At 69.0% G+C, this 25,599-nt stretch carries 30 protein-coding genes, 1 tRNA gene and 4 pseudogenes; 16 read left to right on the top strand and 19 right to left on the bottom strand.

From position 1 onward, the window contains the following. Positions 1–314: 314 nt before the first annotated feature. Positions 315–1,049 carry a transposase gene (locus ACZ4Z5_RS17625; RefSeq protein ID WP_468263785.1) on the bottom strand — a complete coding sequence of 245 codons (735 nt, stop codon included), beginning with the start codon at positions 1,047–1,049 and terminating at the stop codon, positions 315–317. 125 nt (positions 1,050–1,174) lie between these two features. Here ACZ4Z5_RS17625 and ACZ4Z5_RS17620 point away from each other — a divergent pair, with 125 nt between their 5' ends. Then, a complete protein-coding gene (locus ACZ4Z5_RS17620) occupies positions 1,175–1,702 on the top strand; it encodes a GNAT family N-acetyltransferase (RefSeq protein WP_468263355.1) in 528 nt (175 codons plus the stop codon). A 730-nt stretch (positions 1,703–2,432) separates the two neighbouring features. On the opposite strand, the gene ACZ4Z5_RS17615 is transcribed toward ACZ4Z5_RS17620, so the two are convergent. Beyond that, positions 2,433–2,906: a hypothetical protein gene (locus ACZ4Z5_RS17615; protein WP_468263352.1), complete on the bottom strand. Its 474-nt coding sequence runs from the start codon at positions 2,904–2,906 to the stop codon at positions 2,433–2,435. On the opposite strand from ACZ4Z5_RS17615, the gene ACZ4Z5_RS17610 reads away from it, so the two are divergent. The 3 genes from ACZ4Z5_RS17610 (at position 2,893) to ACZ4Z5_RS17600 (ending at position 4,334) form a co-directional block, all read left to right on the top strand. Then, entirely contained in the window at positions 2,893–3,267 is a 375-nt protein-coding gene (locus ACZ4Z5_RS17610) for a DUF6409 family protein (RefSeq protein ID WP_468263349.1), read from the top strand. The genes ACZ4Z5_RS17615 and ACZ4Z5_RS17610 overlap by 14 nt on opposite strands. A gap of 129 nt (positions 3,268–3,396) precedes the next feature. After that, a complete protein-coding gene (locus ACZ4Z5_RS17605; RefSeq protein WP_468263346.1) occupies positions 3,397–3,654 on the top strand; it encodes a hypothetical protein in 258 nt (85 codons plus the stop codon). A gap of 266 nt (positions 3,655–3,920) precedes the next feature. After that, positions 3,921–4,334 carry a hypothetical protein gene (locus ACZ4Z5_RS17600; RefSeq protein ID WP_468263344.1) on the top strand — a complete coding sequence of 138 codons (414 nt, stop codon included), beginning with the start codon at positions 3,921–3,923 and terminating at the stop codon, positions 4,332–4,334. A gap of 569 nt (positions 4,335–4,903) precedes the next feature. Here the strand turns inward: ACZ4Z5_RS17600 and ACZ4Z5_RS17595 are convergent. Both ACZ4Z5_RS17595 and ACZ4Z5_RS17590 read right to left on the bottom strand, forming a co-directional pair. Then, a complete protein-coding gene (locus ACZ4Z5_RS17595; protein ID WP_468263341.1) occupies positions 4,904–5,482 on the bottom strand; it encodes a TetR/AcrR family transcriptional regulator in 579 nt (192 codons plus the stop codon). Positions 5,483–5,564: 82 nt separating this feature from the next. Next, positions 5,565–6,455 (bottom strand): SDR family NAD(P)-dependent oxidoreductase, encoded by an 891-nt coding sequence (locus ACZ4Z5_RS17590; RefSeq protein ID WP_468263338.1) that lies wholly within the window; start codon positions 6,453–6,455, stop codon positions 5,565–5,567. Between the two features lie 185 nt (positions 6,456–6,640). On the opposite strand from ACZ4Z5_RS17590, the gene ACZ4Z5_RS17585 reads away from it, so the two are divergent. The 3 genes from ACZ4Z5_RS17585 to ACZ4Z5_RS17575 all read left to right on the top strand — a co-directional run bounded on the left by ACZ4Z5_RS17585 (position 6,641) and on the right by ACZ4Z5_RS17575 (position 7,726). Beyond that, entirely contained in the window at positions 6,641–7,003 is a 363-nt protein-coding gene (locus tag ACZ4Z5_RS17585; RefSeq protein ID WP_468263782.1) for an adenine nucleotide alpha hydrolase family protein, read from the top strand. Then, complete coding sequence (locus ACZ4Z5_RS17580) at positions 6,912–7,100, top strand: hypothetical protein (RefSeq protein WP_468263335.1); 189 nt, start codon at positions 6,912–6,914, stop codon at positions 7,098–7,100. The genes ACZ4Z5_RS17585 and ACZ4Z5_RS17580 overlap by 92 nt, the downstream gene beginning before the upstream one ends. A 65-nt stretch (positions 7,101–7,165) precedes the next feature. Then, positions 7,166–7,726 carry a DUF6884 domain-containing protein gene (locus tag ACZ4Z5_RS17575; protein WP_468263333.1) on the top strand — a complete coding sequence of 187 codons (561 nt, stop codon included), beginning with the start codon at positions 7,166–7,168 and terminating at the stop codon, positions 7,724–7,726. A 136-nt stretch (positions 7,727–7,862) separates the two neighbouring features. Here the strand turns inward: ACZ4Z5_RS17575 and ACZ4Z5_RS17570 are convergent, their stop codons facing one another. Then, positions 7,863–8,501: a hypothetical protein gene (locus ACZ4Z5_RS17570; RefSeq protein ID WP_468263779.1), complete on the bottom strand. Its 639-nt coding sequence runs from the start codon at positions 8,499–8,501 to the stop codon at positions 7,863–7,865. 50 nt (positions 8,502–8,551) lie between these two features. Here ACZ4Z5_RS17570 and ACZ4Z5_RS17565 point away from each other — a divergent pair, with 50 nt between their 5' ends. Next, on the top strand, positions 8,552–8,686 hold the full coding sequence (locus ACZ4Z5_RS17565) for a hypothetical protein (RefSeq protein WP_468263330.1): 135 nt from the start codon (positions 8,552–8,554) through the stop codon (positions 8,684–8,686). Positions 8,687–8,835: 149 nt separating this feature from the next. Here the strand turns inward: ACZ4Z5_RS17565 and ACZ4Z5_RS17560 are convergent, their stop codons facing one another. Further along, positions 8,836–9,555: a hypothetical protein gene (locus ACZ4Z5_RS17560; protein WP_468263327.1), complete on the bottom strand. Its 720-nt coding sequence runs from the start codon at positions 9,553–9,555 to the stop codon at positions 8,836–8,838. A gap of 384 nt (positions 9,556–9,939) precedes the next feature. On the opposite strand from ACZ4Z5_RS17560, the gene ACZ4Z5_RS17555 reads away from it, so the two are divergent. Continuing rightward, positions 9,940–10,173, top strand: a complete 234-nt coding sequence (locus ACZ4Z5_RS17555; protein ID WP_468263325.1) for a hypothetical protein — start codon at positions 9,940–9,942, stop codon at positions 10,171–10,173. Between the two features lie 625 nt (positions 10,174–10,798). Here ACZ4Z5_RS17555 and ACZ4Z5_RS17550 read toward each other — a convergent pair. Then, positions 10,799–11,287: a hypothetical protein gene (locus ACZ4Z5_RS17550; protein ID WP_468263322.1), complete on the bottom strand. Its 489-nt coding sequence runs from the start codon at positions 11,285–11,287 to the stop codon at positions 10,799–10,801. Positions 11,288–11,471: 184 nt separating this feature from the next. On the opposite strand from ACZ4Z5_RS17550, the gene ACZ4Z5_RS17545 reads away from it, so the two are divergent. From ACZ4Z5_RS17545 to ACZ4Z5_RS17535, 3 genes are all read left to right on the top strand, one after another. After that, positions 11,472–12,539 (top strand): ArsR/SmtB family transcription factor, encoded by a 1,068-nt coding sequence (locus ACZ4Z5_RS17545; protein ID WP_468263319.1) that lies wholly within the window; start codon positions 11,472–11,474, stop codon positions 12,537–12,539. 158 nt (positions 12,540–12,697) lie between these two features. Beyond that, positions 12,698–12,961, top strand: coding sequence for a YaaC family protein (locus tag ACZ4Z5_RS17540; protein ID WP_468263315.1), 264 nt, complete (start codon positions 12,698–12,700; stop codon positions 12,959–12,961). A 564-nt stretch (positions 12,962–13,525) separates the two neighbouring features. Beyond that, on the top strand, positions 13,526–13,957 hold the full coding sequence (locus ACZ4Z5_RS17535) for a hypothetical protein (protein WP_468263312.1): 432 nt from the start codon (positions 13,526–13,528) through the stop codon (positions 13,955–13,957). 61 nt (positions 13,958–14,018) lie between these two features. On the opposite strand, the gene ACZ4Z5_RS17530 is transcribed toward ACZ4Z5_RS17535, so the two are convergent. From ACZ4Z5_RS17530 to ACZ4Z5_RS17520, 3 genes are all read right to left on the bottom strand, one after another. Beyond that, positions 14,019–14,225 carry a cold-shock protein gene (locus tag ACZ4Z5_RS17530; RefSeq protein WP_468263309.1) on the bottom strand — a complete coding sequence of 69 codons (207 nt, stop codon included), beginning with the start codon at positions 14,223–14,225 and terminating at the stop codon, positions 14,019–14,021. A 676-nt stretch (positions 14,226–14,901) separates the two neighbouring features. After that, complete coding sequence (locus tag ACZ4Z5_RS17525; protein WP_468263306.1) at positions 14,902–15,063, bottom strand: hypothetical protein; 162 nt, start codon at positions 15,061–15,063, stop codon at positions 14,902–14,904. Between the two features lie 484 nt (positions 15,064–15,547). Then, positions 15,548–15,621: transfer RNA gene (locus ACZ4Z5_RS17520), tRNA-Met, on the bottom strand. 355 nt (positions 15,622–15,976) lie between these two features. Here ACZ4Z5_RS17520 and ACZ4Z5_RS17515 point away from each other — a divergent pair. Further along, positions 15,977–16,333 (top strand): DUF3846 domain-containing protein, encoded by a 357-nt coding sequence (locus ACZ4Z5_RS17515; RefSeq protein ID WP_468263303.1) that lies wholly within the window; start codon positions 15,977–15,979, stop codon positions 16,331–16,333. Positions 16,334–16,572: 239 nt separating this feature from the next. Here ACZ4Z5_RS17515 and ACZ4Z5_RS17510 read toward each other — a convergent pair whose 3' ends face one another. Together ACZ4Z5_RS17510 and ACZ4Z5_RS17505 are read right to left on the bottom strand one after the other, a co-directional pair. Next, entirely contained in the window at positions 16,573–16,794 is a 222-nt protein-coding gene (locus tag ACZ4Z5_RS17510) for a hypothetical protein (protein WP_468263300.1), read from the bottom strand. Between the two features lie 160 nt (positions 16,795–16,954). Beyond that, positions 16,955–17,659 carry a hypothetical protein gene (locus ACZ4Z5_RS17505; protein WP_468263297.1) on the bottom strand — a complete coding sequence of 235 codons (705 nt, stop codon included), beginning with the start codon at positions 17,657–17,659 and terminating at the stop codon, positions 16,955–16,957. A gap of 144 nt (positions 17,660–17,803) precedes the next feature. Between ACZ4Z5_RS17505 and ACZ4Z5_RS17500 the strand changes: the two are divergent. From ACZ4Z5_RS17500 to ACZ4Z5_RS17490, 3 genes and pseudogenes are all read left to right on the top strand, one after another. After that, a pseudogene (locus ACZ4Z5_RS17500) lies at positions 17,804–18,573 on the top strand (IS5 family transposase); the annotation flags it as partial. 132 nt (positions 18,574–18,705) lie between these two features. After that, a pseudogene (locus ACZ4Z5_RS17495) lies at positions 18,706–19,010 on the top strand (restriction endonuclease); the annotation flags it as partial. Between the two features lie 27 nt (positions 19,011–19,037). Continuing rightward, complete coding sequence (locus ACZ4Z5_RS17490; RefSeq protein WP_468263822.1) at positions 19,038–19,220, top strand: hypothetical protein; 183 nt, start codon at positions 19,038–19,040, stop codon at positions 19,218–19,220. A 303-nt stretch (positions 19,221–19,523) separates the two neighbouring features. Here ACZ4Z5_RS17490 and ACZ4Z5_RS17485 read toward each other — a convergent pair whose 3' ends face one another. The 7 genes and pseudogenes from ACZ4Z5_RS17485 to ACZ4Z5_RS17455 all read right to left on the bottom strand — a co-directional run bounded on the left by ACZ4Z5_RS17485 (position 19,524) and on the right by ACZ4Z5_RS17455 (position 25,575). Next, on the bottom strand, positions 19,524–20,060 hold the full coding sequence (locus ACZ4Z5_RS17485; RefSeq protein WP_468263295.1) for a DUF4240 domain-containing protein: 537 nt from the start codon (positions 20,058–20,060) through the stop codon (positions 19,524–19,526). Between the two features lie 54 nt (positions 20,061–20,114). Next, positions 20,115–20,993 (bottom strand): annotated as a pseudogene (locus ACZ4Z5_RS17480) (transposase); the annotation flags it as partial. A gap of 161 nt (positions 20,994–21,154) precedes the next feature. Further along, positions 21,155–21,736 carry a hypothetical protein gene (locus ACZ4Z5_RS17475; RefSeq protein WP_468263292.1) on the bottom strand — a complete coding sequence of 194 codons (582 nt, stop codon included), beginning with the start codon at positions 21,734–21,736 and terminating at the stop codon, positions 21,155–21,157. Between the two features lie 88 nt (positions 21,737–21,824). Further along, positions 21,825–22,607: pseudogene (gene istB, locus ACZ4Z5_RS17470) on the bottom strand (IS21-like element helper ATPase IstB). After that, positions 22,604–23,479: a Mu transposase domain-containing protein gene (locus ACZ4Z5_RS17465; RefSeq protein WP_468263289.1), complete on the bottom strand. Its 876-nt coding sequence runs from the start codon at positions 23,477–23,479 to the stop codon at positions 22,604–22,606. The pseudogene istB and the gene ACZ4Z5_RS17465 overlap by 4 nt, the downstream one beginning before the upstream one ends. 947 nt (positions 23,480–24,426) lie before the next feature. After that, positions 24,427–24,744: a hypothetical protein gene (locus tag ACZ4Z5_RS17460; RefSeq protein WP_468263286.1), complete on the bottom strand. Its 318-nt coding sequence runs from the start codon at positions 24,742–24,744 to the stop codon at positions 24,427–24,429. 123 nt (positions 24,745–24,867) lie between these two features. Then, the gene (locus ACZ4Z5_RS17455; RefSeq protein ID WP_468263284.1) at positions 24,868–25,575 is read right to left on the bottom strand and encodes a hypothetical protein; all 708 of its coding nucleotides are present in this window, start codon (positions 25,573–25,575) and stop codon (positions 24,868–24,870) included. Positions 25,576–25,599: the final 24 nt, after the last annotated feature.

Below are 25,599 nucleotides of genomic sequence, written 5' to 3'. Positions count from 1 at the left end.
GCGCAGCGCTTCTCCAGGAATGCGCAGGCCTCCGGGAGAGGCTGGCACCACCACGTCACCCTCGTCTCCGTCGCATACGCCTTCTGCACCCTCCAGCGCATCACACGGTCCCCGAAAGAGACGGCGTCGGCCTGAGTCTCTACCAGGCCGCCCGCGCAATGCAGCTACTCCTCGCGGTCCGGACCGGCGCCTGCCCCACCTGTCACCGCGACATGCCAGAACCGATACCGAACTGACCAAGCACTACTAAGAGTTGTCCCGTAAATGATCTTTGAGTTGCCTCGGGCTGGTGGGCTGCCGTACCGGCCGTCCGCCTATCCGGCGAGGGCGAGGTTGTGCATCCGGGCGATGCCGAGCATGGCGTGGTGGATGCCGTCGCCCTTGAGACGGCAGTCGCGGAGGATCTTCCAGGTCTTCATGCGGGCGAAGACGTGCTCGACCCGGGCCCGGACCTGCTTGTGGGACCGATTGTGTTCCTCTTTCCACTCCGGCAGTTCAATCTGACCGCGCTGCCGGCGGTGCGGGATGGCCAGTCCAGTGCCCGGGTATCCGCCGTCGGCGATCGTGAGGGTCTTGCCGACGGCGGCCTTGGCGCCGGACTCCTCCCACGCCTTGCAGTCGTTGCGGTTCCCGGCCAGCGGCCGGCCGACCACGACGACCAGGCGGGTGTCGGCGTCGATGACGACCTGGTGGTTGGTGGAGTACCGGTAGTTCTTGGACCGCTCGGCGATGGTGTGATCCCGGGTGGGGACCAGGGTGCCGTCCACGATGAGCACGGTGTCCTTGGCGAACCGCTTGCGGGGCCGAAGGGCAAGCATCGGCCCGAAGTGGTCGATGATCCGGTCCGCCGCCGACTTCGACACCCCGAACAGCGGCGCGAGCTGCCGCATCGTCAGGTTCGTCCGCCAGTAGGCCGCGACCAGCAAGGCACGGTCCTCCAGCGGCAGGCTCCACGGCCGGCCCTTGCGGACCGCATCCGCACCCTCACGCCGCAGAACCGCCACAAGCTTCCCCAAGGCACGTGGGCTCAGACCGGTGAACGGGGCTATCTAGGTCGGCTGCGACGCCGTGATCACAGCAGTCACACGGAGATCATCTCCTGGCCCGGGAGGTCCGCGTGATGTCGCGCAGAATTCGATGGTGCGGGCACGGCTCTGGCGTCAAGAATCACCGGATGCATGAAGTGAAGCTGTCCGACGGGATCATCACTCTGTCCCCTCTCCGCCTGGACGATGTGGAGGCGCACCTCGCGGGGGAGGACGAGCTACTCGTTCGTTGGCTCAACGGCGGTGCCGGCACCCGAGAGGGCGCCGAAGCGTACTTCCGGCACTGCCGGGAGCAGTGGGACACCGCCGGGCCGCTCCGCGCGTTCGGCATCCGGATGGGTGCCGACGAGGTGCTCACGGGCACGATCGACTTGCGGTTCGCAGGAGAAGGTCTGGCGCCCGGCCAGGTGAATGTCGCCTACGGCCTCTATCCGTCCTGGCGGGGGCGTGGCCTGGCTACCCGCGCGGTCCTGTTGGCGTCCCAGTACGCGGCGACTGAAGGCGGGGCGGAGGCGGTAATCCAGGTAGAGCCGGAGAATCCCGCATCTGCCGCAGTCGCGCAGCGGGCAGGGTTCACCCCCGGCAAGCCGACGCACAGCAAGGACGGCACACGCTTCGACTGGTACACACGGGACCTGCACGCCGCCGCCCGGTGACAACCAACAGTTACGGGACAGCCCTTCGCCCGGCAGCTTGCCAAAGAGCAGCGCCAGCGCCGGGCAGCTGGCCGACTCCTGCGCCATTTCGACGGCTCGGGCGGTCCGTGAGGTCTGGGCAAGCCTGCCGGCGTGCCGCCGGAAGAGGGTTGCACCCACAGTTGTCTGCACAGTTGTCTGCACAGGCGGACCCAAAGTTGCGCCGGAGGTACTACCGGAGGTGTGAACCCCCCTTTTCGTGATCTCGAGCGTTTTCCCTGCTCAGACCCCCTGGGTAAGCCCATTTCCTGCGCCGACACCTCTAATTCGTTAGTAATTAGAGGTTCTGGTTCTCGGATGGGCCCGGGGCGGCGTTGTCCAGCCCGGGGCAGGACGTGTGTGGTCCGGTCGGTGCCGTGGTGACCCCTACGACACCTCCGACCGTCGAGGTCTGTTGAAAGACTGGTGGCGCTGGGCGCCGGCCGGTCCTCGCACGTTCTGCCCCAAGGGCCAGTCGGGTTCGGGACCCTTGATAGATGAGCTGCCGTACGGTGACGCGTTCTTCCTCACGAGCCTTGAGCTCTGGACACGGCGTGCGCCCGTGCGGCCTTGCGGTGCCGCGCACCCCGCGCTGCCGCCGTCTGCACAAGGTCGTCGACCAGAACGGCGCACCGGTCGACACGGAACCGCACTGCCCCGGAACGGACTCCCGGTGCCGCGGCAAGCAGCAGAAGGACAGGCCTGGCGCTCGCTAAGGACCGTCTATGAAGGCCCGCGTGAGCGAGCCGAACTCATCGTCAGCGGCTTCGCCGAGCGCTTCCCCGAGAAGGTCCGGCTGGTCACCGGCGCCACCTCCGGAATCCGGCGTGCCCACTACCTTCCCGACACCGAAGGCCTGCCCCGCACCGAAGCGTTCATCGTCGCCGCGCCCGCCGGAGTCGCTGACAAGCAGCGGCCCGGCTTCGAGAAGAAGTGGAACGAGCACACCGGCGGCAAACCCGTCTTCCCGCCGCTGCGCGCTATGCCCCAGCCGGTGCGCCGCAAGAGGTCGAAGGGCGAACCCGTGCCGGTGCTGCGCGCCCGGGTGATCGGAGATGTCGTGCTGATTGCGGGACACCCCTTGGCGTCCGTGATGAGTGAGGGATATGGTTATCTCGTTGTTCGGGGTTCCGGCCAGCACCTCCCCCTCTCCCATCTCAAAGGAGTTCGCCATGACCGTCGCCACCGCCACCACCACCTCCCCGGTCGTCCTGGCGGCGGGCACGGTCGTGCGCGCCCCGCGCTACATCGACGGCAAGAGCACCGGCCTGCGCAAGGCCGTCGTGCTCGGCCTGTTCAGCGAGAACGACCCCAACGGTGGGTACCGCGTGTACTTCTACACACTCGGCCCCGCCGCGTTCGAGCCGCGCACCGTCGGATTCGTCTTCCCCAGCGAGGCCACTGCCGTCGGCGCGATCGAGGACATGTCCGAGCGCACTGTCACCAAGCTCTACAAGGGGCTCGGCGAGTTCCCCGGGTCCGCAGCTGTGCGGTACCGCGCGGGCCGCTGGGCCTACCACCTCCGCAAGGCCCGCCTCGCCCGATAGGGCCCCGCCGGAGGGCGGCGGACCACCGCCCTCCGGCTCCGCCCACCACTCCTCACGGCGGCAGTGGCAGCCGCCAACAACCGGAAACCACCAACGCGACGGGCAACAGCCCGCAGAAAAGAGAGAGCCATGGCCTCTACCCCGGAAGAAGACGAGCGCTGCGGCTGGCTCGTCGAGTTCGACACCGAAGACGGCCCCGCAACCCGCGATTGCGGTGCCGCCGTCCGCACCACGCACGCCGGATGGTCGTGCGAGCGCGGGCACTCCCACACCTACGCGGACGTACGCGCCGCCGAAGGGTGGGACTACGCCCACGACGAGGCCGAGGCCGCACTGCTTGGCCGGGCGGGCATCTACGCAGTCGGCATGGACGGACACCCGTTCTGACCCGTTTCCCCGCGCAACGCCGAGGCGCCCTCAGGGGCGCCTCGGCCACCGCCACCATCTTCTACGGCTGGTCGACACCGCTGGACGCCGCTGCCGACGCGGCCTTGTGTGCCGGCCACGTCACCGCGTGGCTCCAGGGCTACCTCGGTCACTTCCCGCCTCGCCCGCAGCGGTTCTGCGCCTCGAGCTGACCGCACCATCCCAGCCGGGCGGCAGTGGCAGCCGCCCGGCGCCGAGAACACCACCGCGCACCCGTGAGGACTCCCATGGACATCAACGACCGCCTGCAGCTGCTGGAAGCTGTTCGGCGCGCCGACCAGGCCGACGCCGCGTACACCGCCGCCGGCCGCGCCTGTGCCCGGGCAAGCCAGGCCGCCGTGGACGCGCTCACCGGCAACGGCCGCTGCGAGCAGCAGCTGGCCACCCCCCGGGGCCGCGCCCAGAGGCGGGCCGCCGCCGACGTGCTGGAAGCGGCACGGGCCACGTACGCCGACCGCGGCCGCCGCAGGCAGACTGCCAGGCCAAGGTGCGCCGCGCCTTCACCGCGGCCCGTACGGCCAACCGCGAGCTCGCCGACCTCCACGCCCCGCACGCCCGCGGCCGCGCCACTGGCGGCAAGCGCCGGTCGGCCGTCGCGGCCGGCGTCCTGGACGAACTGGCCGCCATGCCCCTGGAGCTGATCCGCGCCGCCGACGCCATCCTCGTGCACTCCAGTGCTGGCAAGGGCTCGCTCGTGATGCTCCACCGGCTGGCTACCTGGGCGGCCCGGGTCGGCTGCAAGGACAAGGTCGTCGTTGTCCACTGCGACCTGGGCGACACCTCGGAGTGGCCCGGCGTGCGCGAGCTCGCCGAGCGTCGGGCCGAGCGCTACGGGCTGCGTTTCGTCGCCGTGGACTCCGGCGGCGGCCTGCTCGGCCTGGTGGAGAAGCGGGGCATGTTTCCCGACGCAGCCCGAAGGCTCTGCACTTCGTCTCTGAAGCGCGACAAAGCCAACGTGCTGCTCACCGAGATCGTCGCCGCCCTCGGCCTGGACCGGCAAGCGATCGTCATCAACTGCCTCGGTGTCGGCCGTCACGTAATTCCCCATCCTCGATCGGTTCCGCGTCACGTAATTCCCCACCTGCGTGGCCAGAGTTCCCCAGGGGGATCGCCATCGTGCACGTACATTGACACGCCTCCGGTCGTGGTCGATCTTGAGTCGCTGGGCGGGTGCGCCTGGAGGCCGCCGGTACACCGTGGGGCGGGTCGCTTACGTGCTCGGTGGTGTCGTGCGCAAGCCTTCGAGGAGGGCGGCGAGGTAGCGGTGTGCGGTGTCGACCCGGTCGGCGGGGGTGCCGCCGTGGACGCTCACGGCGTGGGCGATGCCGCACATGAGCGGGACGAGGTCGGCGGCGGCGAGGTCGGGGCGGACCACTTCGGCATCGCGGGCCCGGGCGAGGAGGGTGGCGCCGGCCGATGCCAGTGACTTCTTGAGTTCCGTGGTGCGCGGCAGGGCGTCCGTGGCCGCGGCGGCGACGGGGGGCAAGGCGGCGTCGGTGACCTGCGCCTCGACGGTGTGGAAGAGGAAGCCCGTCAGGCTGCGCCAGGGGTCGGCATCGGTCAGCGCCTGCTGGCCGTGGGCGGCCAGGGCCTCCAGGCATGGCGCGGCGACGGTCTCCAGCAGCGCCTCGGGCGTGGCGAAGTGACGGTAGACGGTGCCGACGCCGAGCCCGGCCCGGCGTGCGACGTCGTTGAGCTGCAACGGTGTGCCCTCGTCGACCAGGTCGCGGGCGACGGAGACGATCCGCTGCCAGTTGCGGGCCGCGTCCTTGCGTAGAGGAGTCGTCATGAGGCCATGCTAATCGGATGGTTCATCCGGATGGTTCCGCCGCCCGCCGGGTACCCGCAGCGCCGCGCCGCCCGCTCGACGCTCAGGCGGGGGCGAGCGGCGCGTGCCGTTCGCTGAGTCGGCGTACGGCTTCGGCGACGCGGGGGTCGGCCGCCGCCCGGTGCGGGGCGACCGGGTGCGCCTGGGCGCCGATGACGATGCCGGTTCGGCCCGTCAGCGTCTCGTCGGTGGCGGCCGCGATGGAGGGCCTGGCTGCCGCGGAGGCCGGACCCGAGGTCGAGCGTTCGAATGTGCGGCGCACCAGGGGCCACAGCAGCCGCAGGGCGGGGGAGACGATCTTCGGGTCGGTCATGGTGCCGTTGGTCATGTCGGTCGCGGCGCCTCCGGGATCGGCGGCGAAGACCGAGACGCCCGTGCCGTCCAGCCGGTCTGCCAGGTCCAAGGTGTAGGCCAGGTTGGCGAGCTTGGCGCGACCGTACCAGTGGAAGCCGTAGTAGCCGCCCGGCGGCTCGACGGCGTCGAACACGCGCTTGGCCACGGCGACCGCGCCCGACGTCACGTTCACGATCCTGCTCGGCGCACCGGCCGTGAGTGTGGGCAGCAGCAGCTCGGTCAGCAGGTAGGGCGAGAGGTGGTTGACGACGAACGACGCCTCGACCCCGCCCCGGGTCTGGCGCTCGGCGAACATCGCCCCGACGTTGTTGACCAGCACCGTCAGCGGTTCCCCCGAGGCGGCGTGGTCGACCGCGATCGTCCGGGCGAGCGCACGTACCTGGTCGAGCGAGGCGAGGTCCGCGGACAGGAACCGGGCCGGGTGCACCGGGCCCGTCGCGTTGATCCGCTCGACGGCCTTGGCTCCCCGTTCGGCGTCGCGCCCGATCACCGTGACCGCGAACCCGGCGACGGCCAGCCCCAGCGCCGTCTCCAGGCCGATGCCCCCTGTTCCGGCCGTGACCACTGCTGTCTTCTTCATGTGCGCCTCCACCCCAGCAACCAATCGGATAGGTCATCCGCTCAGCCGGACGGTAGCACACATTCGGATGAGCTATCCGGTTGAGGCTTCGGCGGCAGCGGCAGTCCGCCGACAGGAGACAGACGGATGCCTGGGGAATTACGTGACGTTTGCCCTGGGGAATTACGTGACCGTCGACACTCGGCATCCGCGCCGCCGAATCCACCGCTCGCCGCCAGCAACTTCGGCTGTTCATCGATACGCGCACCAGCGACGGCAAGCGGCTTGTACTGACGTGGCGCCCGATCTTCATCCTGTCGAACTGGGAGGTCTGGGAAGAGATCGCTTCCGAGGGCCTGGAGTACCACCCGATCTGCGACACGCTCCTTCCGCGGCTGAGTTGTGTGTACTGCGTCCTGGCCGGCCCTGACGCGCTCGTGCCGCTTCGCTCTCGGTCGCTCGCTCCCGACCACGTACGTGGCCCTGGAGCAGAGGATCGGCCACACGTTCAAGCAGGACCTGCGACTGTCTGCCGTCGTGGCCGCAGCCCGAATGCTCGACGCCCTTGACGGCCAACTGCAGTGGGCCCGTGGCGACGCGATCCGCCACCAGCTCGGCGAGGCCGCAGTCGCCGACTACCTCAGCCACCTGGCCTTGGCCGCCTGATCCTGCCCCCGGGCCCGCCACCTGCCGCGGCGGGCCCGGCCTGCCTCCATGCGAAGGACACCGCCGTGAACACCAGCCCCGTTTCCGCCGGCGACGGCCCCGTCGTCGTGGTGCCGTGCAGCGCTGCCAAGCTCGCCACGACCGTCCCCGTCCCGGCCGCGGACCTCTACGTCGGTCCGTTCCACCGGCTGTGCCGACGGGCCGCGCACGCCATCGCCGGCAGCGTCGGCACCGTCCTGGTCCTCTCCGCGGCCCACGGCTTCGTGTCGCTCGACGAGCTGCTGGCCCCGTACGAGCTGCGCATGGGCGAGCCCGGCAGCGTCCGGCCCGACCAGCTGCGCGCCCAGGCCGGCCGCCTCGGCCTCCACCACGTCGCCAGCTGGTCGTCCTCGGCGGCCGCGCCTACGTCGATGCCGTCGCCGCCGTCCGGCCGGACGTCCTGCGCCCCTTGGATGGCTGCCGCGGCATCGGACAGCAGCGCGCCCGGCTGTCCCGCATCGCCGCCGCCGCGAGGCCGGCGACTGGCACGCAGCCGCCCGGAGGAACCTTTTCGACCGGATGATCGGCCAGCTCTACCACTGCCTCCGGAAGCAAGAACTCTTCGACGAGCAGTCCGGGTTCCCTGAACCGCCCTCGGCGGCGGAGGCAGTGGCTGCGTGATCAGCGAAGACTTCTGTCGGCGTGGTTGTTGAAGAACCGAGTCGGCTACCCGCAAACATGCTGACGACCGCCCACTGGTTGACCGCGTGGCAGAACGTCGATTTACGGCTTGGACGGTACGACCGACGTGGGCAGGTCCAGGGCGCGGGCGACCGCGGAGGTAACGGAGGCGGCGTGGTCGGGCAGGTGCCGAGCAGCCCAGTCGGCTGTGAGGGCAGCGAAGCCAATCAGGTCTCGCTCGGCGCCGGCGAGAAGACGGCGCAGTTCGGTGACGGATGCCTCGATGACCGGGCTGTCGCTCTGCTCGGCGTCAACGGTCAACCGGACCCTCTCGCCGAAGCGCTCGGCGAGAGGGTCCGGGTCGTGGCCGAAGGAGGCACTCCCGCTGCCGTCGAGGACCTCGTGCCAGTCACGCCAGTCTTCCAGCCCGCTGCAGCAGCCCGGAAGGAACGAGATCCCCGTGGAGCCGTCCGTGACCCGCAGGCCGCCGGCCGCGAAGAGGTGGTCGAGGGTGAGCAGCCCGTGGAGGAAGGATCTGAGTGGGTCTGCGGGCCGAGGCGGGCGGTCGTCCTCGTCGGGGTGTGGATCGATGTTGTTGCAGTCGGCGATGCGCATCAGCGCTGTCCCGACCTCAGCGGGATCGAGCTGGCCACTGAGTGGCAGGAAGCTGTACGGCTCGACCTCAGCGACAGGCCATAGGGCGAAGCCGTCAGGGATGGAGATCTCCAAAACGGGCTGCATCACGATCACCAGGGCAGTGTTCCTGAACCCCGCTCATCTCGCCTCTCAGTTTGCCCGAACCCGCGCTGAGCACCGGCCCCGACGACGACCCGGATGACGAGGACGACACCCAGCACTGGGTCGTGGGGTGGATCGACGACCGCGGCAGCGGGCAGCCGGCGTCCCGCGAAGCCCAGCGGGACTGATCGTTCTCAAGGCCGGGGCCATCGCCTTGGCCCTGCCCCGGCCGGAAGCGCGGCCCTGAGCACCACTCTCCCACCGTCGACGAAGCCTGTCAGCGGCTTCATGCACCAGGTGCCGGGGCAAGCCAATCCGGAAAGGTCAGCAGTCATCGTCATCTTGCCCACTGTGGGCAGAACTCCACGTGGAGCTGTTCCCAGTTGTGCTTATCCAGTTCGTCCCATTCGTACATGCCTCGGCAAATGTGGTAGTTGCAGGCGCCGGGAAGGTAATGCCTGGTCGCGGCATGAGGAGGTCCGTCCTTCGTTACGGCGAATATCTCCTTCGCTCCCTCTCGGAAGGCCGCGGGTCCGCCGGTCAGCAGCAGCGTCTCGGCGTAGACGTGCTGGTAGAGCAGGATCTCGTTCGGCTCCTTCGGATTGTCCGGAACGTTGTAGTCAGCCTCAAGGTCGGGAAGGTCTCGCTCCGGGACACTCGCGGTGTGTAGCTCGCGGGGAGCATTGGCCGTGTTGAGATGCTCCCGGATCTGCTTCCAGCGGGAAGGACGCAGCTGCACTGCGCGGGGCGCCAGCACGAGGTCGAGTGGCTGCTCGTCTTCCCAGCCGACATCGGGCGCGGTCGGAGTGGTGCGCATCGGCAGGTAGACCAACGATCGTGGCGATCGCGCTGCGAGCAGCCATAGGGTGCCGATGCGTCTGCCATCGGTGCGGTCCACGTACATGTCGTAAGAGTCACGGGCCTTGTAGAGCGCCCCGTTCTTCAATGGTCTGGCCGGCCGGATCACGCGGTACTCCGTACCTGCCAGCCGCACCCGCTGCACGACAATCTTCACGCGCAGGCTGTCCCGGGTCAGGGGCGCCCGTGACGCGGTCATGTTGGCCTCTCCTAGCTGTTGATTCAGTCGGCTGTGTCGGTGAGCTCATTGCCGCTCAGGTACAAGGTTGTCGAGGTGGTTTTCCGCAGCTGGAGGGCGCTTTTACGGCGGCTGCGAAGATCTTCAGAAAGCAGATCGGACGAGTAGCCCCAACGGAACGACTCTAGATCGGCTCGCTCGCCAGAAGCCACTCAGGTTCAGAAACAGGTGCAAACAGAACGCGGCAGGGGCCGTTCTGGAGCACTTCCCGCACCGCGCCGAGGGCGAGGGCGGCGAGAGTCCCGAGACCCTCTGGGGCGGCGGCAACGGCGCCTACGTCGCCGTGGTGTTCGAGGGAGACCTGCGTACCCGGGCCATCGAGAGTGCGACGTTCGAGCTGATCGCATGACCGCAGCAGCCACGAGGACGTTCACCGTCATCGGCCTGACCCTGGACGTCGACTGCACCGGGCTGCTCATCGCCGCCGTCCTGCCCGGCCCGGTCGCCGACCAGATCGAGCTGCTCGCCACCAGCGAGGCCGACTTCACCCGCTGGGCGGAGGAGTTCGACGCCCCCGGCCCCGACACGGCCGCCGCCCTCGCCTGCGAGCACTGCCGAAGGTGGGACGACGGGGTCTGATCCACGGGGCGCAGCCTTCCGGCTGCGCCCCTCACCTCTCCGGCCCCCCTTCGGTCGCCGGGTAAGGGGAGGCCGGGCGGCCGGGGCCTGGCCGGAGCCGTCGGCCTCGCGTCACCGCCTGCGGGGGGCCGGGCGCAGCAGTCCGGCCTGGCGCATCATCGTGGGGGCGCGGTGCCGGTTCTCTTCCCGGGTGCGGGGCGCTGTGCCGTCCGCGCCGGTCTGGTGGGGCGGTCCGCTTCGCTCCCCGCCCCGCCTCGCTGCGTGCCGGGCACTTTGCTGCGCTGCGGCCTGGTCCGGGCGCTGCGCGCTCTCACGCTCCGGGGGCCCGGCAGCCGGTCGTGACGACCGCCCGCCGCCACACGCTACGCCTGGCCCGCCACTGGCAATGGACCGGCATCATCACCAGCGCGTTCGAGCGGCTGCGAGCCCTGCCGAATCCGGGCTGACCAGCGGCAACGACCTGCCCCGACGAGCACCCGTCACACCCGGAGACGTGGAACCCGGCGCCCACCCGACGCGACAGCCGGGCCACCAACCTGTCCACCCGCAGAAAGCTCCACCTCGAACAAGCGGAAAGGGTCCGTCAGTAAGCTGACGGACCCTCATGCAAGATCGAGGCTGAGCCCTACTTGGCAGTGTGTGTATAGCAGTAGCCGATCACCTTGTACGTCTTTCCCTTGCCGAAATAGTCGCCGGTGATCTTGAGGTACGCCTTGAAGGACTTCACCTCATAGAGCGGATGTGCTTGCAGGGTTCCGTACTTGCCGCGCGGCACCGTGTATGAGCCGGACATGGTCATCGTCCTGGATTTGGTGACGTCGTATCCGACGGCAGCCGAAAGGTCGCCCACGTTGACCCCGATGTTGGCGGAGTAGGTGTTGCTGACGCTGGCGGAGTGCGCCAGCGTCAAGGTCATGGGGCCGCGGCCCCGTACCTCGGAGACGACCTTCTTGCCGCATTCCTTGCCCAGATACTTGACGTCCTTGTACTTGAAGAGGTGCATCGGCCGGAATGCGGTCGGCTTGTCGGCCGGTGAAGTGCTCGCCGCTCTGGGCGCACGAACGTCATGCGCGTCGGCGGCGGCTGCAGCGGTTCCGGCAGTTCCGATGAGCATGGCGGCAGTAACCGCTGATATCTGCGCCAGGTACCGGGGTGCCAAAGTCCTTGCCTTCACAGGCTCTCTCCGTTCTTTCCGACCGCTACGACCTCGTACCGGTCCCAAGGGCGAAGCCAACCAGTCCATGCCACTTGCGGGCGAACGTTTCGAACAGGTTCGAAACGTATGCTGGACTAGTTTCATGATCGACATCTCTCTGGGGGCCCGCGCACTGGCCGGCACACGGTTCGCCGTGTCTCCCGTCATGCAGGCAGCGGCCGTCTTGCACCCGCAGGCTCCCGCGGCGTCCGGCCTGACGCAGGCCGTTCGGCATGCGCTGCGCCTGACCTTCGCGGACGGACGCCTGCCGCTCCTGACCGCACTACGTCATGACATCCGTGACTACGCGCCGGACTTCCTCACCCCGGCACTGACCGCACACGACGCTCCCGCTCTCGACGACGAACTCCACCGCATCACCCGTACTCCCGCCGGCGTGGTCGCACGGCAGATGACTCGGCTCGTCGACGGCCGCGGGCCGGCCGCGCAACAGCGGACGGCCTCAGCCGTGCGTCCGTTCCTGGACCTGGGAGAAGACCACCTTGCGGAGCAGGCAGCCCGCGAGATGGAGGCCCTGTGGAAGGCAGTCATCGCACCGGTATGGCCCGTGCTCCGGGCCCGCGCGAACGACGACATCGACCATTGGGCCCAGCTCACCGTCCGGTGTGGCCTGGCCACCGCGCTGAACTCCCTGCACCCGGCGATAATCTGTTACGCGGACGCCCTGAGCCTGCCCAGCAGCCGAGCGGTGCCAACCTCGACGGACCTGCCCATCGTGCTGTTCCCGTCCCCGCTCGCCTCCAACTGGCTGCTCAGCATGGATCCCTGGAACCAGCGCGGCCCCTACCTCATCTACCCGGCCACAAGCGGAGCCACCACCGCCCGCCCCGCCGCAACAGCGCAGCATCCCCTCGTCGACGTCATCGGACACACCCGGTTCGCGCTGCTGATGAGCCTTGCCTCGGCCCGCACAACCAGCGACCTCGCCAGGCACCACCATTTCAGTCCCTCAACGGTCTCCTACCATCTTGCCCACCTTCACCGTGTAGGCCTGGTCACCAGGGCCAGGACCGGAAAACAGGTCCACTACCAGCAGACTGCTCTGGCCGCAGAACTGGTGGACAAGGCATGTTCCGGTCGCCGCAGAAGGCTCGCACCGCCCGGCACGGGGCAAGGGGCCAAATCCCCGGAGGGCGTGGTCTCGGCATGACGCGGCGGCATGGCCCGCGCAGTGCCCCGTCCCCCGGAGTCCAGAACCCGCCCCGGCCACGGGAAGCTCTTCCTTCTTGGCCGCACGGGCGGCATCGGTCTTTGGCGACGTGAAGTGTCTGGTCGGCTCCGCCCGGAGCCGGGTGTGTTTCGTCCTGCATGAGCTGCCCGCGGCTGATGCGGCGGGTAGCCTCCGGGCGGGGAGGGCGTGCGATGGTGAGCGAGAGTGCGTGGGAGCGGCTTCGGGGGACCCGGTGGAGTCCTCCTGGCCGGGCGAACAGCGGGTCCCGGAGGAAGACCTACGCCGCGGCTCTGGAGCAGGCTGAGCAGCTGTTCCGCGCATCCGAGGCTGTCGGCCCTGCGGCGCGCCCGCTGACGCTGTTCTACGGGCTCAGCCAGGCCGAGGGTGCTCGAGCAGGTTAAGGACGCTCCTGCTGGCATCGCCCGGGCCGCACTCGTTCCCTTCACCACGATCGCGTCGCTGCGCCATGCTCGCCAGGCGGCGGCCATGCTGTGGTCTGTCGGCTGCTGGAGGTGATTGCTGCCTGCACCTCGCGCGGCTCCCGGGGCGCTCTCCTGCCCGCCGCTCAGCGGGCTCTGGCCTCGTCGGCCGTTCTGTGGTGCGCCGCCTTCGGGGTCGGCCCCGCGGGGTTCTGCGTGATTGTCCCGGCAGGCGGCTCCGCTGCCTGGCAGAGTTCCGACGGTTGGGTTGGGGTGGGGGTGCCTGGGTGTGAGGGGGAGGGTCTTGGCACTGTTCAGGCGTCGTAGCGGGGATGTGGGCACGCGGCTGAGTACGGAGTTGCCTGGCGCGAGCAGAGAGGTCCGGCGCTTCTTCCGGAAGCTGGTGGAGCACCACCAGAATTCGGTGATTCTGTTGGCAGCCCAGGGGGCGGGTCCGGAGGCCACGTGGGACCAGGTGGAAAGGACCGCTGCCCTGCACGATGGTGCGGTCCGGCGGACGCTGCGCGATCTGGGCCCCGGGCCGATGTGTTTCATCCGGAGATACAGCGCGCGATCACCGTCGCCCTGGAGCAGTTCGCGGGTGCCCTGGGGGTGCGCGGCACTCTGGTCCAGGCGTGGGGAACGGCCATCGCCATGAACAGGGAGACCCGAGCCGGTAGTCCGGCCGACCGGCGCGTCTTGTGGTGGAAGGACAGGCCCATTGCCTTCGCCTGCATCCTCCATCCGGCGGCGGATGGACAGCCGCTGGTCGACGGCCTGCTGCTGTATGGCGGCGGGCAGTACCAGTTCACGCCCGCTCTTCAGACCCAGGAGCAGACGAGCTGGGACAGGTCCAAGGTGTGCGCCGAGGACCGGGATCCCATGACGGCGGTCCTGCACCTCGATCTCTCGGCCGGGTGGCGACGCGCCGACATCGCCTGCCGCACGGTCGTGATCGATGGATTCTTTACCCGGTAGGGTTCCTCACCGGCTGCCCGCAGCAGCCGGCGTCCTTTGAGAGCCCGCCGCCGTTCGTGTCTTATCCGCGGGGGATGACTTGTTCGGCCTGGGGTCCTTTGGGGCCCTGGGTCACCTGGTACTCGACGTGTTGTCCTTCGCGGAGTTCCTTGTAGCCGGTGGTCTGGATGGCGGAGAAGTGGACGAAGACGTCGGGGCCGCCGTCGTCTTGCCGGATGAACCCGAAGCCTTTCTCGGGGTTGAACCACTTCACCGTGCCGGTCGCCATCGCTGCTGATCCTTACATCTCCCGATGCGGCGCGCGGTCGGGCGCACCGGCCGCTGCCGGTGGGCGCGGCGGTTGTACCGTGCCCGATCCGCTCGGGCCTGGCGTTGAAGGCGCGCGCAGCCGTTCGGCGCTGTTCGTCGTGCTGATCAACCATGGGCCGGGCGTGCTCAGGCGCGAGTCCTGCAGGGGCATTCCCGGCCCGTCAGGGTCGGTGGGCCCAGGCCCGCACGGGGCTCCCGGGCCCTCAGGGGCCTGGCCCTGCCGCCCGCGAAGCCCCCGGCCGACGGCCTCGTTCGTGGCGTTCGGGGCTCCGTAGGGGGCCGCCCTCCGCCACCCCGCTGCTCCGTCAGGGGGCAGCCCCTGGACAGCCGACGGCCGGCCAGTCCCGGGCCCTGCGAATCGTCCAGGACTGACCAACCTCCGGGCGCAGTCGGTGTGCTGCGCCCCGGCGCCCTGTGGTGGGGGTGTGGCACTCCTGCCGTGCCGTGGCCCGTACGGGGGCCCGGGGCGCCGGATGTTGGGGCAAGGGCCTGGGGGAGGGCTTCCCGCGGCCGGTGTGGCCGGCCTGGTGGGAGGTATGGCGCTCGAGGCCGCACCTTTGGGCTGACACCCGGGCGGAGCACCCTTCCGTCCTGGCGGGGCGCTCTCGTCTACCCACGGCAGCCCGGCGGCCGGGTCACGGCCTGCGGTTCTTCTCGTCGTCCTTGAATACCACGTAGACGAACGCGACGACTGTCACCGCCACGACGAGCGCGATACCAACGGCGGGGTGCGCATAGGCGGCATAGCCGACGGCCGCAGCAATGATCATCAGCAACACCATCGTGCGAGCATCCATGGGGCCACTCCTGGTGGTCCGGGAGGCCCGCCGCGATGCCTCCGGGAAGATGCCGCGCGGCGGGTCTCGTCTCTTCCGGGCCCCGCCGCAAAAGCAACAAGGCCCACCTCTCCTTTGAGAGGTGGGCCTTGGCAGACCATCGGGCTTTCCGGAGCAAAGCAATATCAGATTTCGACGGTCTCCGCTTTCGAACTTGATGGGTACATCAGTTCCTGGGAACGGTCACGCGTGCGAGCTGTCGCGCTCCACGCATCCCGCCCGTTTCGTCGCGGACATCGTCCCTGTGCCCGAAGCCCTGCCCGATGCCCTCGGGAGCGAGGGGTTGTCCGCAGCCGTCGCGACTACGCTCGCCGGGTACGGAAACCGCTGCGGCGGACAGTGCGCTCACGCCGTTCCGCATGGTTGCGGGCGCTGACTGTGCTGCTGTCGGTTCGGTGACAGGCGAACGGGCCCGCCGCGTGTATGCGACGAGCCCGTTCCTTCGTGGCCGAGGCGGGATTCGAACCCGCGACCTCTGGGTTATGAGCCCAGCGAGCTACCGACCTGCTCCACCCGGCGGCCACCACCGTAAGACGAGCCGGCGGGCGGGTGCGACCTGTTTTCCGGGGGCACAGGCCGGCCGGTCTCGGGGGCTTGGACGTGAGCTGCCGGACGAGGTCAGGCGATGGGGCCGGTGGAGATCCGCAGCGGCTTGCCTGATTTGGTGCGTGGCATCTTGCGGCACGTCGATGCCACTGGGGCACAGTCCGACCGGCTGCGCCCCACCCGGCCCGGAGCGGCGGAGCGTTTCCCTGCCGGTGCTGGGCGGTTCCCATGGACGTCGGTGATCCATGTGGGGCATAGTTGTCTTGTTGGTCGGTGGTGGCAGTCGGCCCACACCGAGAACACATCTCTGCGAGAGATGGAGTCACCCATGACCCGCACGCCCGGTGCCCTGCTCATCACCCCCGAGGCGGACATCGTCCCGGTCAACCTGCCCGCCGACTCCGACTCCGACTCCCGGCTGACCGTCATGCGCTCCGTTATCCGCTGCGAGCGGGTGGACGTCGTGGGGCTCACCAGCCGGCTCGACATGTGGCTGGACGACGAAGGGCTCTACAACCACCCGGTCAACAAGCTCGCGACGGTGCTGGCCTTCCGTTTCGGTTTCACCTACCAGGACTACCACGGGCCCGTCCTGCTGACCGGCGGCGCGGACGCCGAGGGCGAGACGGTGCCGCTCTCCAAGGACAAGCTCCTGGCGCTGCTGACCAGCCTCGAAGAGCTCTGACAGCACCGGCCGGAGCAGCCGTCCGGCTGCTCCGGCCCGGGCGGGGGAAGTGGTACCCCGCCCCGCCAGGGCGCTGCGGTTGTTGGCCGGTTGTCACAGCCTCGTACTGCGCGCGTTGCCCCGCGCACGCCTGTCCGCACCCGGCGCCGTGGCGCGGTTGTGATTTCGCAAGGGTCCCGGTCCTGTCACTGGCGGTCCGAGGCGGGGTACCGGCTCCGCACCGCGGGTCTGTTCCGGGGTCAGCTGACCAGCGTGGGCTGCTGCCGGGCCGCCTCGCGTACCGCCCGCATGCCGCGGGCGGTGTCGGCTCCGGGTGGCGCCGTGGGGCTGGCGGCCGGTCCGTCGCCGGGGCCGTGCCGCTTGGCTTGGGCGATTCGGTACTCGTCGTTGAACTGCGCCGCCCGGGCATGGTCGAGGGCTGCTGCGGCGAGGTAGATTTCGTGCGCTTCCGGCCCGCCCAAGGCGAGCAGTAGTCGTCGGGGCCGGCTCGCCGATCGCGCTCCGGTTCTTCCGAAGACCCGGTGCCGGCGCCGCTACGCCAGGTCGAAGAGCCCCGGCCCCCGCTCGCCAGAGGGCGGCACGCGACACCGTCCACCCCGATGCACCACGACCGCGGCCCGTTCAGGAGACTGGGGCCGAGTAGTGGTCGAGGTACTCCCGGAGGTGGGGGGCGAGCGCGTCCTCCCCGCCGGTCCCGTTGAGGTACGTCCACAGCTCGTTCTCCACGACGAACCGGTAGGCGAACTCCTCGAAGCTCGTGGCGCACCGCACCAATGACTCCGCTGCCGCGGCGCGGAACTCGGCTCGGTCCTCCTGCGCCAGCTCCCGGTAACCCCACTCCAGATCCAAGTGCGAGCAGACGACGAACGACTCCCCCGAGGGCCGCAGGTACAGGTACCAGATGACGCAGTCCTGCTGGTCCCGCAGGAACCGTACGAGGCGGGCCCCCTCCTCGACGGGACTCTCCAGCGGGCCGGACAGGTCGCTCCAACAGGCCGTCACCGACACCTGGTCGCACATGCGGGCCAGGCGGTTGCTGCCGTAGCCGGTCCGGAAGTCCTCGGGCAGGTGCAGGCCGAGGGCCGTCAGCTCCGCCCCCAGCGACTCCAGGTGCCCGGTGTGCTCGGACGGCTGCTCGCCCGGCCCGCCGCACCAGCCGAAACGGCCGTCGAGACGGGCGGGGTCGACGGGCGGCAGGCTCTCCGGCGGGTACACCTCGTAGGTGAACTCGCAGGGGCGGTAGGGGCCCAGATCGGTCGCACACCATCCGGAGGGGAAGTCGACGGACGCGGAGGCGGGTACGGATGCGGGTGTGGGCGCGGACATGGAAATCCCCTGGGTCAGGGCCCGTTCGAGGCCTCGGTGGTTCAGCGGTACGACCGCAGACTCGCACCCGCCACTGACAACGGGGTCCCGCCCACTGCGCCGCCCTCCCCGTGCGGACGTAGAGCCTGTCTGATAATTGATCTTGTGGCGGGTCGAGGTGAGTTGACGGACGCGGCGTGGGAGCGGATAGAGCCCTTGTTGCCGCAGGTGGATGGGCGTGGTCGGCCGTGGCGTGATCACCGTCAGGTGGTCAATGGTGTGCTGTGGCGGTTGCGGACCGGGGCTCCGTGGCGTGACCTGCCCGAGCGGTACGGGCCGTGGCAGACCGTCTACGAGCGGTTCGCCCGCTGGGAGGCGGACGGCACATGGGCCAGGCTGCTGGAGCACGTCCAGGTCCGCGACGACGCGGTGGGCCGGGTGGAGTGGACCGTCGCCGTCGACTCCACGGTCAACCGGGCCCACCAGCACGCCGCCGGCGCCCGCAAAAGGGGGCCGCAGACAGGGACGAACTGGAAGATCCGGGCCGCTCGCAGACGTGCCAGGCCCTCGGCCGGTCCCGCGGCGGGCTGACCACGAAGGTCCATCTCGCCGTCGACGGCCGGGGCCTGCCGCTGTCCACCGTGCTCACGCCCGGGAATGTCAATGACGCCACCGCGTTCGCCCGGGCCCTCGACGGGATCCGCATCCCGCGCGTCGCCGCAGGCCGCCCGCGCACCACGCCGGCGCGGGTGCTGGGCGACAAGGCTTACTCCAGCCGGGCCATCCGCCACCTGCTGCGGCGCCGGGGCATCGCCGCCACGATCCCCGAACGCCGCGACCAGGTCGCCAACCGCCGCCGACGCGGCGCCCTCGGAGGCCGCCCACCCGCCTTCGACAAGGAGATCTACCGCGACCGCAACGTGGTCGAACGATGCACCGGCGCGCCGCCCACCGGAGCCGGAGCGTGCGGGCGACCTCGGCCGGCCTGCCCACCCTCGGGGGGCGCTCCTGAACCGGACCGCACCGCCAGCCGCCCGTAGGCTTCCGGACGGCGGCGGGACCAGCCCGAGGCAGTGCTCGGGTGGAACGGCGACCCCGGCCTGCGTCCGGCAGACCTCCAGCAGATCGCGCTGCAGCTGACCGGCGCCGCGCAGTGGCTGGCGACGTCCGCCGCGCAGCTGACCTGCTGCCCTCCGACCACGCTGCCCGCGCCCTCGCGGACGTCGTCCTCGCCGAAGCCGAGCGACGCCTGTCCGCCGGTCTGCAGGGCACCGTGCGCTGCGCCCAGGCCCGGGCCCGACTCGTCCGCGCCCTCTACGAGCGCCTGGACCGCCTCGCCGAGGCTGCACCCCTGCCCGTCAGGGCCCTGTGAACCGCCGAACACCCGGACGAGACCACCATGACCACCATCATCCAGCCCGAGTCCCTCGCCGAACCGGCACGGGAGATCCTCGCTGCCTGGGAGGCTGATGGTGGTCACGGGCCGAGGTTACGACTCCCAGGCCCCCTGGCCCCGACCGCGGTCGACCGGTCTGCGCCCCCGGCCGGATGTGCCGTCCCGATGCGCATACGCATCGCCTGACGCATCCTCGCGGCGCGGGCCCTGCGCGGCTGGACACGGTCCCTGAGGGCCTTCGCCTCGTGCAGTTTGTCAGGGTCCGGCATCGGCGACACCACCCCAGCCTCGGAATCGTATGTAAATCCCTGCCCTCTTCGCACGGATTGCGTAGCGTTGGGTGCGCCGACGCGGGGTGGAGCAGCTCGGTAGCTCGCTGGGCTCATAACCCAGAGACAGCTCATGGTGCCAACTCGTCAAGCCACTGGCTGCGGTATTCGAACAGCGATCACTCATAGAGCTTCTCGATGGGTGCGGATCCGCCGCGACTTACTCCAGGTAGAGAGCAGCCAGACGCGGCAGGCGGCGAGCCATCTCGTCTGAGTCCGAGAAGTCGAAGTTCCAGGCAGGGTCCAGCTCCGGGTAGCGGATGGTGGGTGCCTCTGGTGGAAGCTGATCACCGGTCGCCGTGATGTGCGCGTTCCAGGCGATGACCAGCATGTCTTCGCCCTCCAGGTCGATGCCGGCGGCTGCGGCGGCTTGGACTATGGGCAGTGTCGCCAGGGCGTCAGGATCAGTGACGACGCGCTCGAAGACTTCACGCCCCTGAGCGATGAGCCAGCCGCGGAAGTAGTCGAAGCCGTCGTCGGAGCATCCTCCGTTGGCGGTGTAGGCGGCGGCCCACAGAGGGTTGGTGTAGGACTCAATCATCAGGTCCCACAGCACCTGCTCGGCAGCGACGATCTCCTCGACCGGCCGGGCGGCCAGCAGCGAGGTCGCTTCGCGGGCGATCGCTTCGCTGTCGTGTGGGGTGATCGCCCGGTCGCGGGCCGCCGCGATGAGCTCCCAGAACTGCTCCTTGTTCATGGCGGGAGAGCATGCCATCTCGTACTGACAGAAAGAGTTCTCGACGGTTGGAGATCAGGCTGCCGCCTTCTCCGCCTCCAGGCTCGGGGCCGGAAAGGCGACCAGTTCATCGAAGGGCGTGTGCTCCTGGAGGCAGCGATAGAGCTGGCCGAGCATCCGGTTGAAGAGGTTGCGCAGGGTGGCCGCGTGCCAGTCTCCGAGGACGTCGCGTCGGCGCCGGTAGTGAGCCTTGGCCCCGGGCGATCCGTTGGGGGCCGCGAAGGCCCACAGATAGCCGGCATGGTTGAGCCGGTCGTTCTTCACCCTCCGTCGGATGATGCTCGACTTCTTGCCGGACGCTCTGGTGATCGGCGAGGCGCCGGCATAAGCCTTCAGACCACGGGCGTCGGCGAACCGGGTTCGGTCATCGCCGATCTCGGCCAGCACCCGGGCGCCGAGCTGGACGCCAAGGCCGGGGAAGCTGAGGATGACCTCCGCGTCCGGGTGCTGAGGGAAAACCTCTTCCACCGCCTTCGCGAGGTCGTCGGCGGCCGTGCAGGCGGCTTCCAGCTGGATGAGGAGGGCAAGCATCTGCTTGCCGAGCGCGTCCTCGACCAGCGGCGGCTGGTGGGCGCACTCGGCGCGGAACACCTCGCGGATCCGGCCGGCCTCGGCCTCGATGCCACGCTTCCAGCCGGCTCGCTTGAGCGCGGCCTGAATCTGTGTGCGGCTCAGCCGCGCGGCCTGGGAGGGCGTGGGGGCGAGCCTGAGCAGTTCTCGTGCTTCGGGCCGACAGAGGCCGTTCTGCCAGGTGGCGAAGGCGTCCAGGGCGGATGGGTAGTACTCGCGCAGCAGAGATCGGAGCTGGTTGGAGTTCTGCTGCCGGTTCCAGGTGGCGTCCTGCTGAGCCCGGGCCAGGACGGCGATGGCGCGAGCCAGGTCGCTGTCCTGTGGTGGCGTTGACGGTCTGATCTGGCCCCACCTTTCCGGCCTCAGGTGGCTCCATGTCGTCGTGGCTGGGGGTCTGCCTTCCGGCTTGCCGCGGCCCCGGCTTCCGGTCTCGCGTGGCCCCAGCCGACGATGGGGCGGCGACCTCCTTCACCGCTCGTCACAAGTCAGACCAGGTCAGGTCGTGACTGACCGTGGTGGTACTCCTCGGAAGGCATCGAGTCCCATTCGGTATTCGCGCCGTCGCGCGTCACCATGAACAACGGGCGCGATCGCAGGACCTGCCCGACGCGTTGCCCGCGTATGACGACCCCGGGATCATCCGGTCCTGCATAGCCCTCGGGCGTGTAGCGAAAGTGACCATCCACTGCCTCGGCATGCGCGATTTCGTCGCTCTCCAGTTCCGACAGGTCCCTTCCGACCAGCGGGATTCCATCGTGTCCGACCTGGGGACCGTGGACGGCGTCGGCTGCGATGCAGAACAGCCCCGCGGCTTGGCTCACGTAGGCCGTGACGGCAGGCAGTGAAGAGGCCACCCCGCGGCGATGGACCTCGATCTTCCACGTGGTCGAGAAGATCGCGTGGACGTGCGGGCAATCGCTGACCTTCGTCTGGCCGAGAACCTGAAACGCGTCGACCACTTCGTCGACGGTCATACCGAACCGGAGCGGTCCGACGCCGACCGCTGGCGCATAGGACCACTCATCCCGATCGGCGACTCCGGAATCGGCTTCGGCCTTGAACGTCATCGTCGCCCCCTGGAGACAGCTGAAATCTTGCCGCAGCCCATCATGTCAATGGTTGACCAGCAGCCCGTCAGGTGCCTCCAGGCGATCGCTAGGTTCGCTGCTGGTTGGCTTTGGTCTGGGCGAGGCGGTAGGACTCGGTGCCGGTCTCGATGATGGTGCCGTTGAAGGTGAGTCGGTCGACGATGGCCGCGCAGAGCCGCGGGTCGGTGAAGGTCTTGGTCCAGCCTCCGAACGACTCGTTGGAAGCGATGGCCACGCTGTTCTTTTCCTCCCTCTCGGTCAGAACCTGGAACAGCATCTCGGCGCCCCGCCGGTCAAGCTCGAGATAGCCCAGCTCATCGATGCAGAGAAGATCGACGCGCCCGTAGCGGGCGATCGTCTTGGACAGTTGCTTCTCGTCGGCGGCCTCGACGAGCTCGTTGACGAGCTTGGCGGCCAGGGCATAGCGGACGCGGCAGCCAGCCATGGCCGCGGCCGTCCCGAGGCCGATCAGCAGGTGGGACTTGCCGGTGCCGGAGTCCCCGATCAGGCAGAGCGGCTCGCCCTTCTTGACCCAGTCGCAGGTGGCGAGGTTGTTGACCACAGCCGGGACGACGTTGGGGTTGGCGTTGTAGTCGAAGTCGGAGAGTCACTTCTGGCGGGGGAAGCCGGCCGCCCGGATCCGTCGCTCCGAGCGTCGCCGGTCCCGGTCCTCGCACTCGGACATCAGCAGCTCGGCCAGGAACCCTCGGTAGGAGAGCCGTTCGCGTTCGGCGCGGGCGACGAGGTCGGGGAACTGGGCTCGCATGGTGGGCAGCCGCAGGACTCGGCAGGCTGTGTCGATCGCTGCGTCGGAGGCGGTCTCGGTCAGGTTGTGGTGCGGGCCGGTCATGGCGCGTCCTTCCTGGAGCGGTTCAGAAGCTGGTCCCAGCGGTCGAGAGCGGGCAGGGGACGCTGGTCGGTGGGGAGGCGGACGGCCCGGTGGGCGTTCAGGCTGACCACCTCGCTGGGCTCCGGCCCGGGCAGTGCCGGTGCCGGCCCGGTGACCGTCACGGTGGGGGAACGGCCATCGCTCTGAGCGGCCTTGCGGGCCTCAAGGGCGACGATGTCGGCGGTGTGGGCGCCGACCGCGAGGGCTGATCGGATTCCGGCGATCACATCGCGGTGCTCGAGGTGGCGGTGCAGCAGGAGCACGTGGACCAGCTGCTTGGTCCCTTCGGTGTCGCCCTCGGCCTTCTTCGCCGCAGCCCAGAACGCTTCGTGGGCGGCGGTGAACGTGCCCTCGCGGCGGGCCTGGTCCAGGGCCTCGGAGCCGGCCATCGCGCCGGGCTTGGCCAGCAGGACTTCGAGAAAGTGGTCCAGGACGACCCGCTCGGCGCCCTTCGCCGTCAGGCGGGGGTGGCGGGCGATCTCGGTGCGGCCGTGGAAGACAACAAGGTCGCTGGAGCGGAGCACGACTCGGACGGTGCGGCCGATGAACCGGGCCGGAACCGAGTAGCGGCAGACCCTCACCGCAATCATCCCGTAGCGGTCCACCCGCGGGGTGAACACGACGCCGGTCTCGAAGGAATCCTGCGGCAGCGGCATCAGCAGCACGGACTCGTGGGCGAAGTCCTGGCCGATCGTGCGGATCCGCATCCCGATCCGCCGGCCTTCCTCCGCCCGCTCAAACTCGGCGAAGGACTCGTTCAGCTCGTCCAGCGAGCCCACCCGGGGAACGGGCGTGAGGTAGTTGCGGCGGAAATAGCCGACCTGACCCTCCACTCCACCCTTCTCATGGGCACCGCGAAGCCCCGGCTCGCAGTAGAAAGGGGTGAGCCCGAAGTGCTGGCGGAACTCCGTCCACCTGGGGTGTTCGTCCCGTGACCGGCTCTTGTGGATCACCCGGGAGACCGCTGGCGAGAGGTTGTCATAGCGGATCTGACCGCCCGGAACCCCGCCCAGCGTGCGGAAAGCGTGAACGTGGCCGTCCAGGAAAGCCTCCTGGCCGCACGAGGTGGTGATGCTTCTCTGCACTATCGAGGGCGCCTGTCGGCGTACTCACGCCTACGAAAATCTTGCCAGAGCCACGAACGTGCAGAGCCAGGTACGGATGAACGTGCAGAGTGCATCAGGCTGATTCCTGAGAGAATCTGCTTGATCATCCAGGGTCGGGGCCGACAACGAGGAGCAAGGTGATCAGCCAGGGCGTGAATATCGCAGCGCCGTGTGAGGCCTGCGGCGGTGTGCTGATTCGAAACATCGGCCAGTTCATCGACCGTGGGCGCCTGTGGTGGGGAACTGAAGGGGCCTGCCGGACATGCCCCGTCGGGTGGTGCGAGCAGGACAGCGGCCGTGAGACCCCAGAGGAGATCCGTCAGGCGCTCTTGGCCGAACACGGACCTGCTCGGCTCCGGCTGATAGAGCCCGAGGCGAGTCCGGTGGCCGTCCTGCGTGCTCTTCGAGAGGTGCATGACCTGACACTCGCGCAGGCAAGGACCCTGGCAGATGAGTTGGCGACAACCGGGCTGGTGGGGACGCTGGTCGAAATGGAACTCATAGCCGCCCGGCTCCGACACCGTTCAGTTCGAGTGTCAGTTGAGACAACACCCCGCTGATCGCCAGGAGCGAGACCAACGGGAGCCTGGTCAGGCGACGCCAGCCCCGCCTTCGATGGCGGTGAGGCGGTTCTTGAGCCGGTAGCTGGGGTCGCCTGACCGGTCTGACCAGCACTACTTGCTTCGAGCCCCATCGACCTCAGCGGCCAGCACGGCAGTCCCATGCAAGTGCGTGAAGTACTCGGTGGCGTACTCGTCATCGGCGATGGACGGAAGGATCGTTCCAAGGACCGTTATGCGTCCCTGCAGGATGTCTCGGTTCCGGTCATCCAGAGGGCCGTCCAAGGCCGACGAGATACAACCAGCGAGCGTCGAGTCCATCATCACCATGCACTCACCCTCGGGCTCTCGCAGGTAGAAGCCCTGGGGAAAGGGCATGGCCCTGAACTCATCCCACGACTGTGCCAGCTGATCCAGATTTGCTTCTGCCATACCCGCGATCATGCCTTACGGTCAGGAAGCACAGGACCGCGTTCTGCAGACAGCTCTGCACGTTCACTCGTACTTGCCTCTGCACTTCAACTCGTACGCCGACAGCGCCTGAGCGGATCCTGGTCAGATCGCGATCGGGAGCTCTTCAATCCAGCAGTCGACTGACTTTGCGGTGATCACGGCCAGGGCGTCCTCGGCGTCGGCTCTGGTCAGAAAGACGCCCGCTCCGGTGACGTCGGGCCCGTCGGAGCGGATCACCCGCGTCATAACGACGTAGACGCGGCGGTGACGCTCGCGGCGGACCGCGGCGTTGTCTTCAGCCAGCAGTGCGTCGATGAGCTCCTGGGACGAGGCGATGTTGAGGCCAGCGTCGACCCCGGAGAGCGGCTGGCTGGGCCAGATCGGCCTGTCGGGGTAGAAGTCGTTGAAGAAGCTCTGTTGCGTGCGGCCGAGCACCCCTTCCCTCCAACCGACGGCCATGGCGACCACGTAGTCGGACTCACCCTGGCTCTCCAGAACGAAGACGCGATCGTCCCGGCTGAAGGACATGCTGGCGTGGTCGGTCTTGACCTGCTCGCTCTCGGCCGCGGTCGCGCATCTGATCGCCAAGCCGCGGTAGTCGTCACGGATCTTCACCACGGCGGCGGGCTTGAAGAGCAGGTCAATCGTTGTCTCGGGCTCGCCGGGTTCGTCGGGCCGGCCGATGCTCCGCATCAGGAGCTGGCCGTGGCTCGCCGTGTAGGCCAAGAGGTGGAACCTGCGCTCGCTGCGAAAGACCTCCTTGCCGGGGATGAGCTGGTGACCGCGGTTGAGCCATGTGCTGTCCGTCATGGGCTCACGATCTCTATCTCGCCC

It is taken from the genome of Streptomyces sp. NPDC030222, assembly GCF_055573115.1.
The sequence above is the reverse complement of the archived record's forward strand: the minus strand, read 5'-3'. Positions and strand labels throughout refer to the sequence as shown.

Coding starts and splice junctions, on each gene's coding strand:
- ACZ4Z5_RS17505 (WP_468263297.1), bottom strand. CDS start 17,659: ATGTCCGCGCCCACACCCGCATCCGTACCCGCCTCCGCGTCCGTCGAC.
- ACZ4Z5_RS17610 (WP_468263349.1), top strand. CDS start 2,893: ATGACCGTCGCCACCGCCACCACCACCTCCCCGGTCGTCCTGGCGGCG.
- ACZ4Z5_RS17515 (WP_468263303.1), top strand. CDS start 15,977: ATGACCCGCACGCCCGGTGCCCTGCTCATCACCCCCGAGGCGGACATC.
- ACZ4Z5_RS17540 (WP_468263315.1), top strand. CDS start 12,698: ATGAGCTGCCCGCGGCTGATGCGGCGGGTAGCCTCCGGGCGGGGAGGG.
- ACZ4Z5_RS17530 (WP_468263309.1), bottom strand. CDS start 14,225: ATGGCGACCGGCACGGTGAAGTGGTTCAACCCCGAGAAAGGCTTCGGG.
- ACZ4Z5_RS17595 (WP_468263341.1), bottom strand. CDS start 5,482: ATGACGACTCCTCTACGCAAGGACGCGGCCCGCAACTGGCAGCGGATC.
- ACZ4Z5_RS17490 (WP_468263822.1), top strand. CDS start 19,038: ATGACCACCATCATCCAGCCCGAGTCCCTCGCCGAACCGGCACGGGAG.
- ACZ4Z5_RS17590 (WP_468263338.1), bottom strand. CDS start 6,455: ATGAAGAAGACAGCAGTGGTCACGGCCGGAACAGGGGGCATCGGCCTG.
- ACZ4Z5_RS17525 (WP_468263306.1), bottom strand. CDS start 15,063: ATGGATGCTCGCACGATGGTGTTGCTGATGATCATTGCTGCGGCCGTC.
- ACZ4Z5_RS17455 (WP_468263284.1), bottom strand. CDS start 25,575: ATGACGGACAGCACATGGCTCAACCGCGGTCACCAGCTCATCCCCGGC.
- ACZ4Z5_RS17485 (WP_468263295.1), bottom strand. CDS start 20,060: ATGAACAAGGAGCAGTTCTGGGAGCTCATCGCGGCGGCCCGCGACCGG.
- ACZ4Z5_RS17620 (WP_468263355.1), top strand. CDS start 1,175: ATGCATGAAGTGAAGCTGTCCGACGGGATCATCACTCTGTCCCCTCTC.
- ACZ4Z5_RS17605 (WP_468263346.1), top strand. CDS start 3,397: ATGGCCTCTACCCCGGAAGAAGACGAGCGCTGCGGCTGGCTCGTCGAG.
- ACZ4Z5_RS17570 (WP_468263779.1), bottom strand. CDS start 8,501: ATGCAGCCCGTTTTGGAGATCTCCATCCCTGACGGCTTCGCCCTATGG.
- ACZ4Z5_RS17600 (WP_468263344.1), top strand. CDS start 3,921: ATGGACATCAACGACCGCCTGCAGCTGCTGGAAGCTGTTCGGCGCGCC.
- ACZ4Z5_RS17560 (WP_468263327.1), bottom strand. CDS start 9,555: ATGACCGCGTCACGGGCGCCCCTGACCCGGGACAGCCTGCGCGTGAAG.
- ACZ4Z5_RS17475 (WP_468263292.1), bottom strand. CDS start 21,736: ATGACGTTCAAGGCCGAAGCCGATTCCGGAGTCGCCGATCGGGATGAG.
- ACZ4Z5_RS17545 (WP_468263319.1), top strand. CDS start 11,472: ATGATCGACATCTCTCTGGGGGCCCGCGCACTGGCCGGCACACGGTTC.
- ACZ4Z5_RS17460 (WP_468263286.1), bottom strand. CDS start 24,744: ATGGCAGAAGCAAATCTGGATCAGCTGGCACAGTCGTGGGATGAGTTC.
- ACZ4Z5_RS17550 (WP_468263322.1), bottom strand. CDS start 11,287: ATGCTCATCGGAACTGCCGGAACCGCTGCAGCCGCCGCCGACGCGCAT.
- ACZ4Z5_RS17555 (WP_468263325.1), top strand. CDS start 9,940: ATGACCGCAGCAGCCACGAGGACGTTCACCGTCATCGGCCTGACCCTG.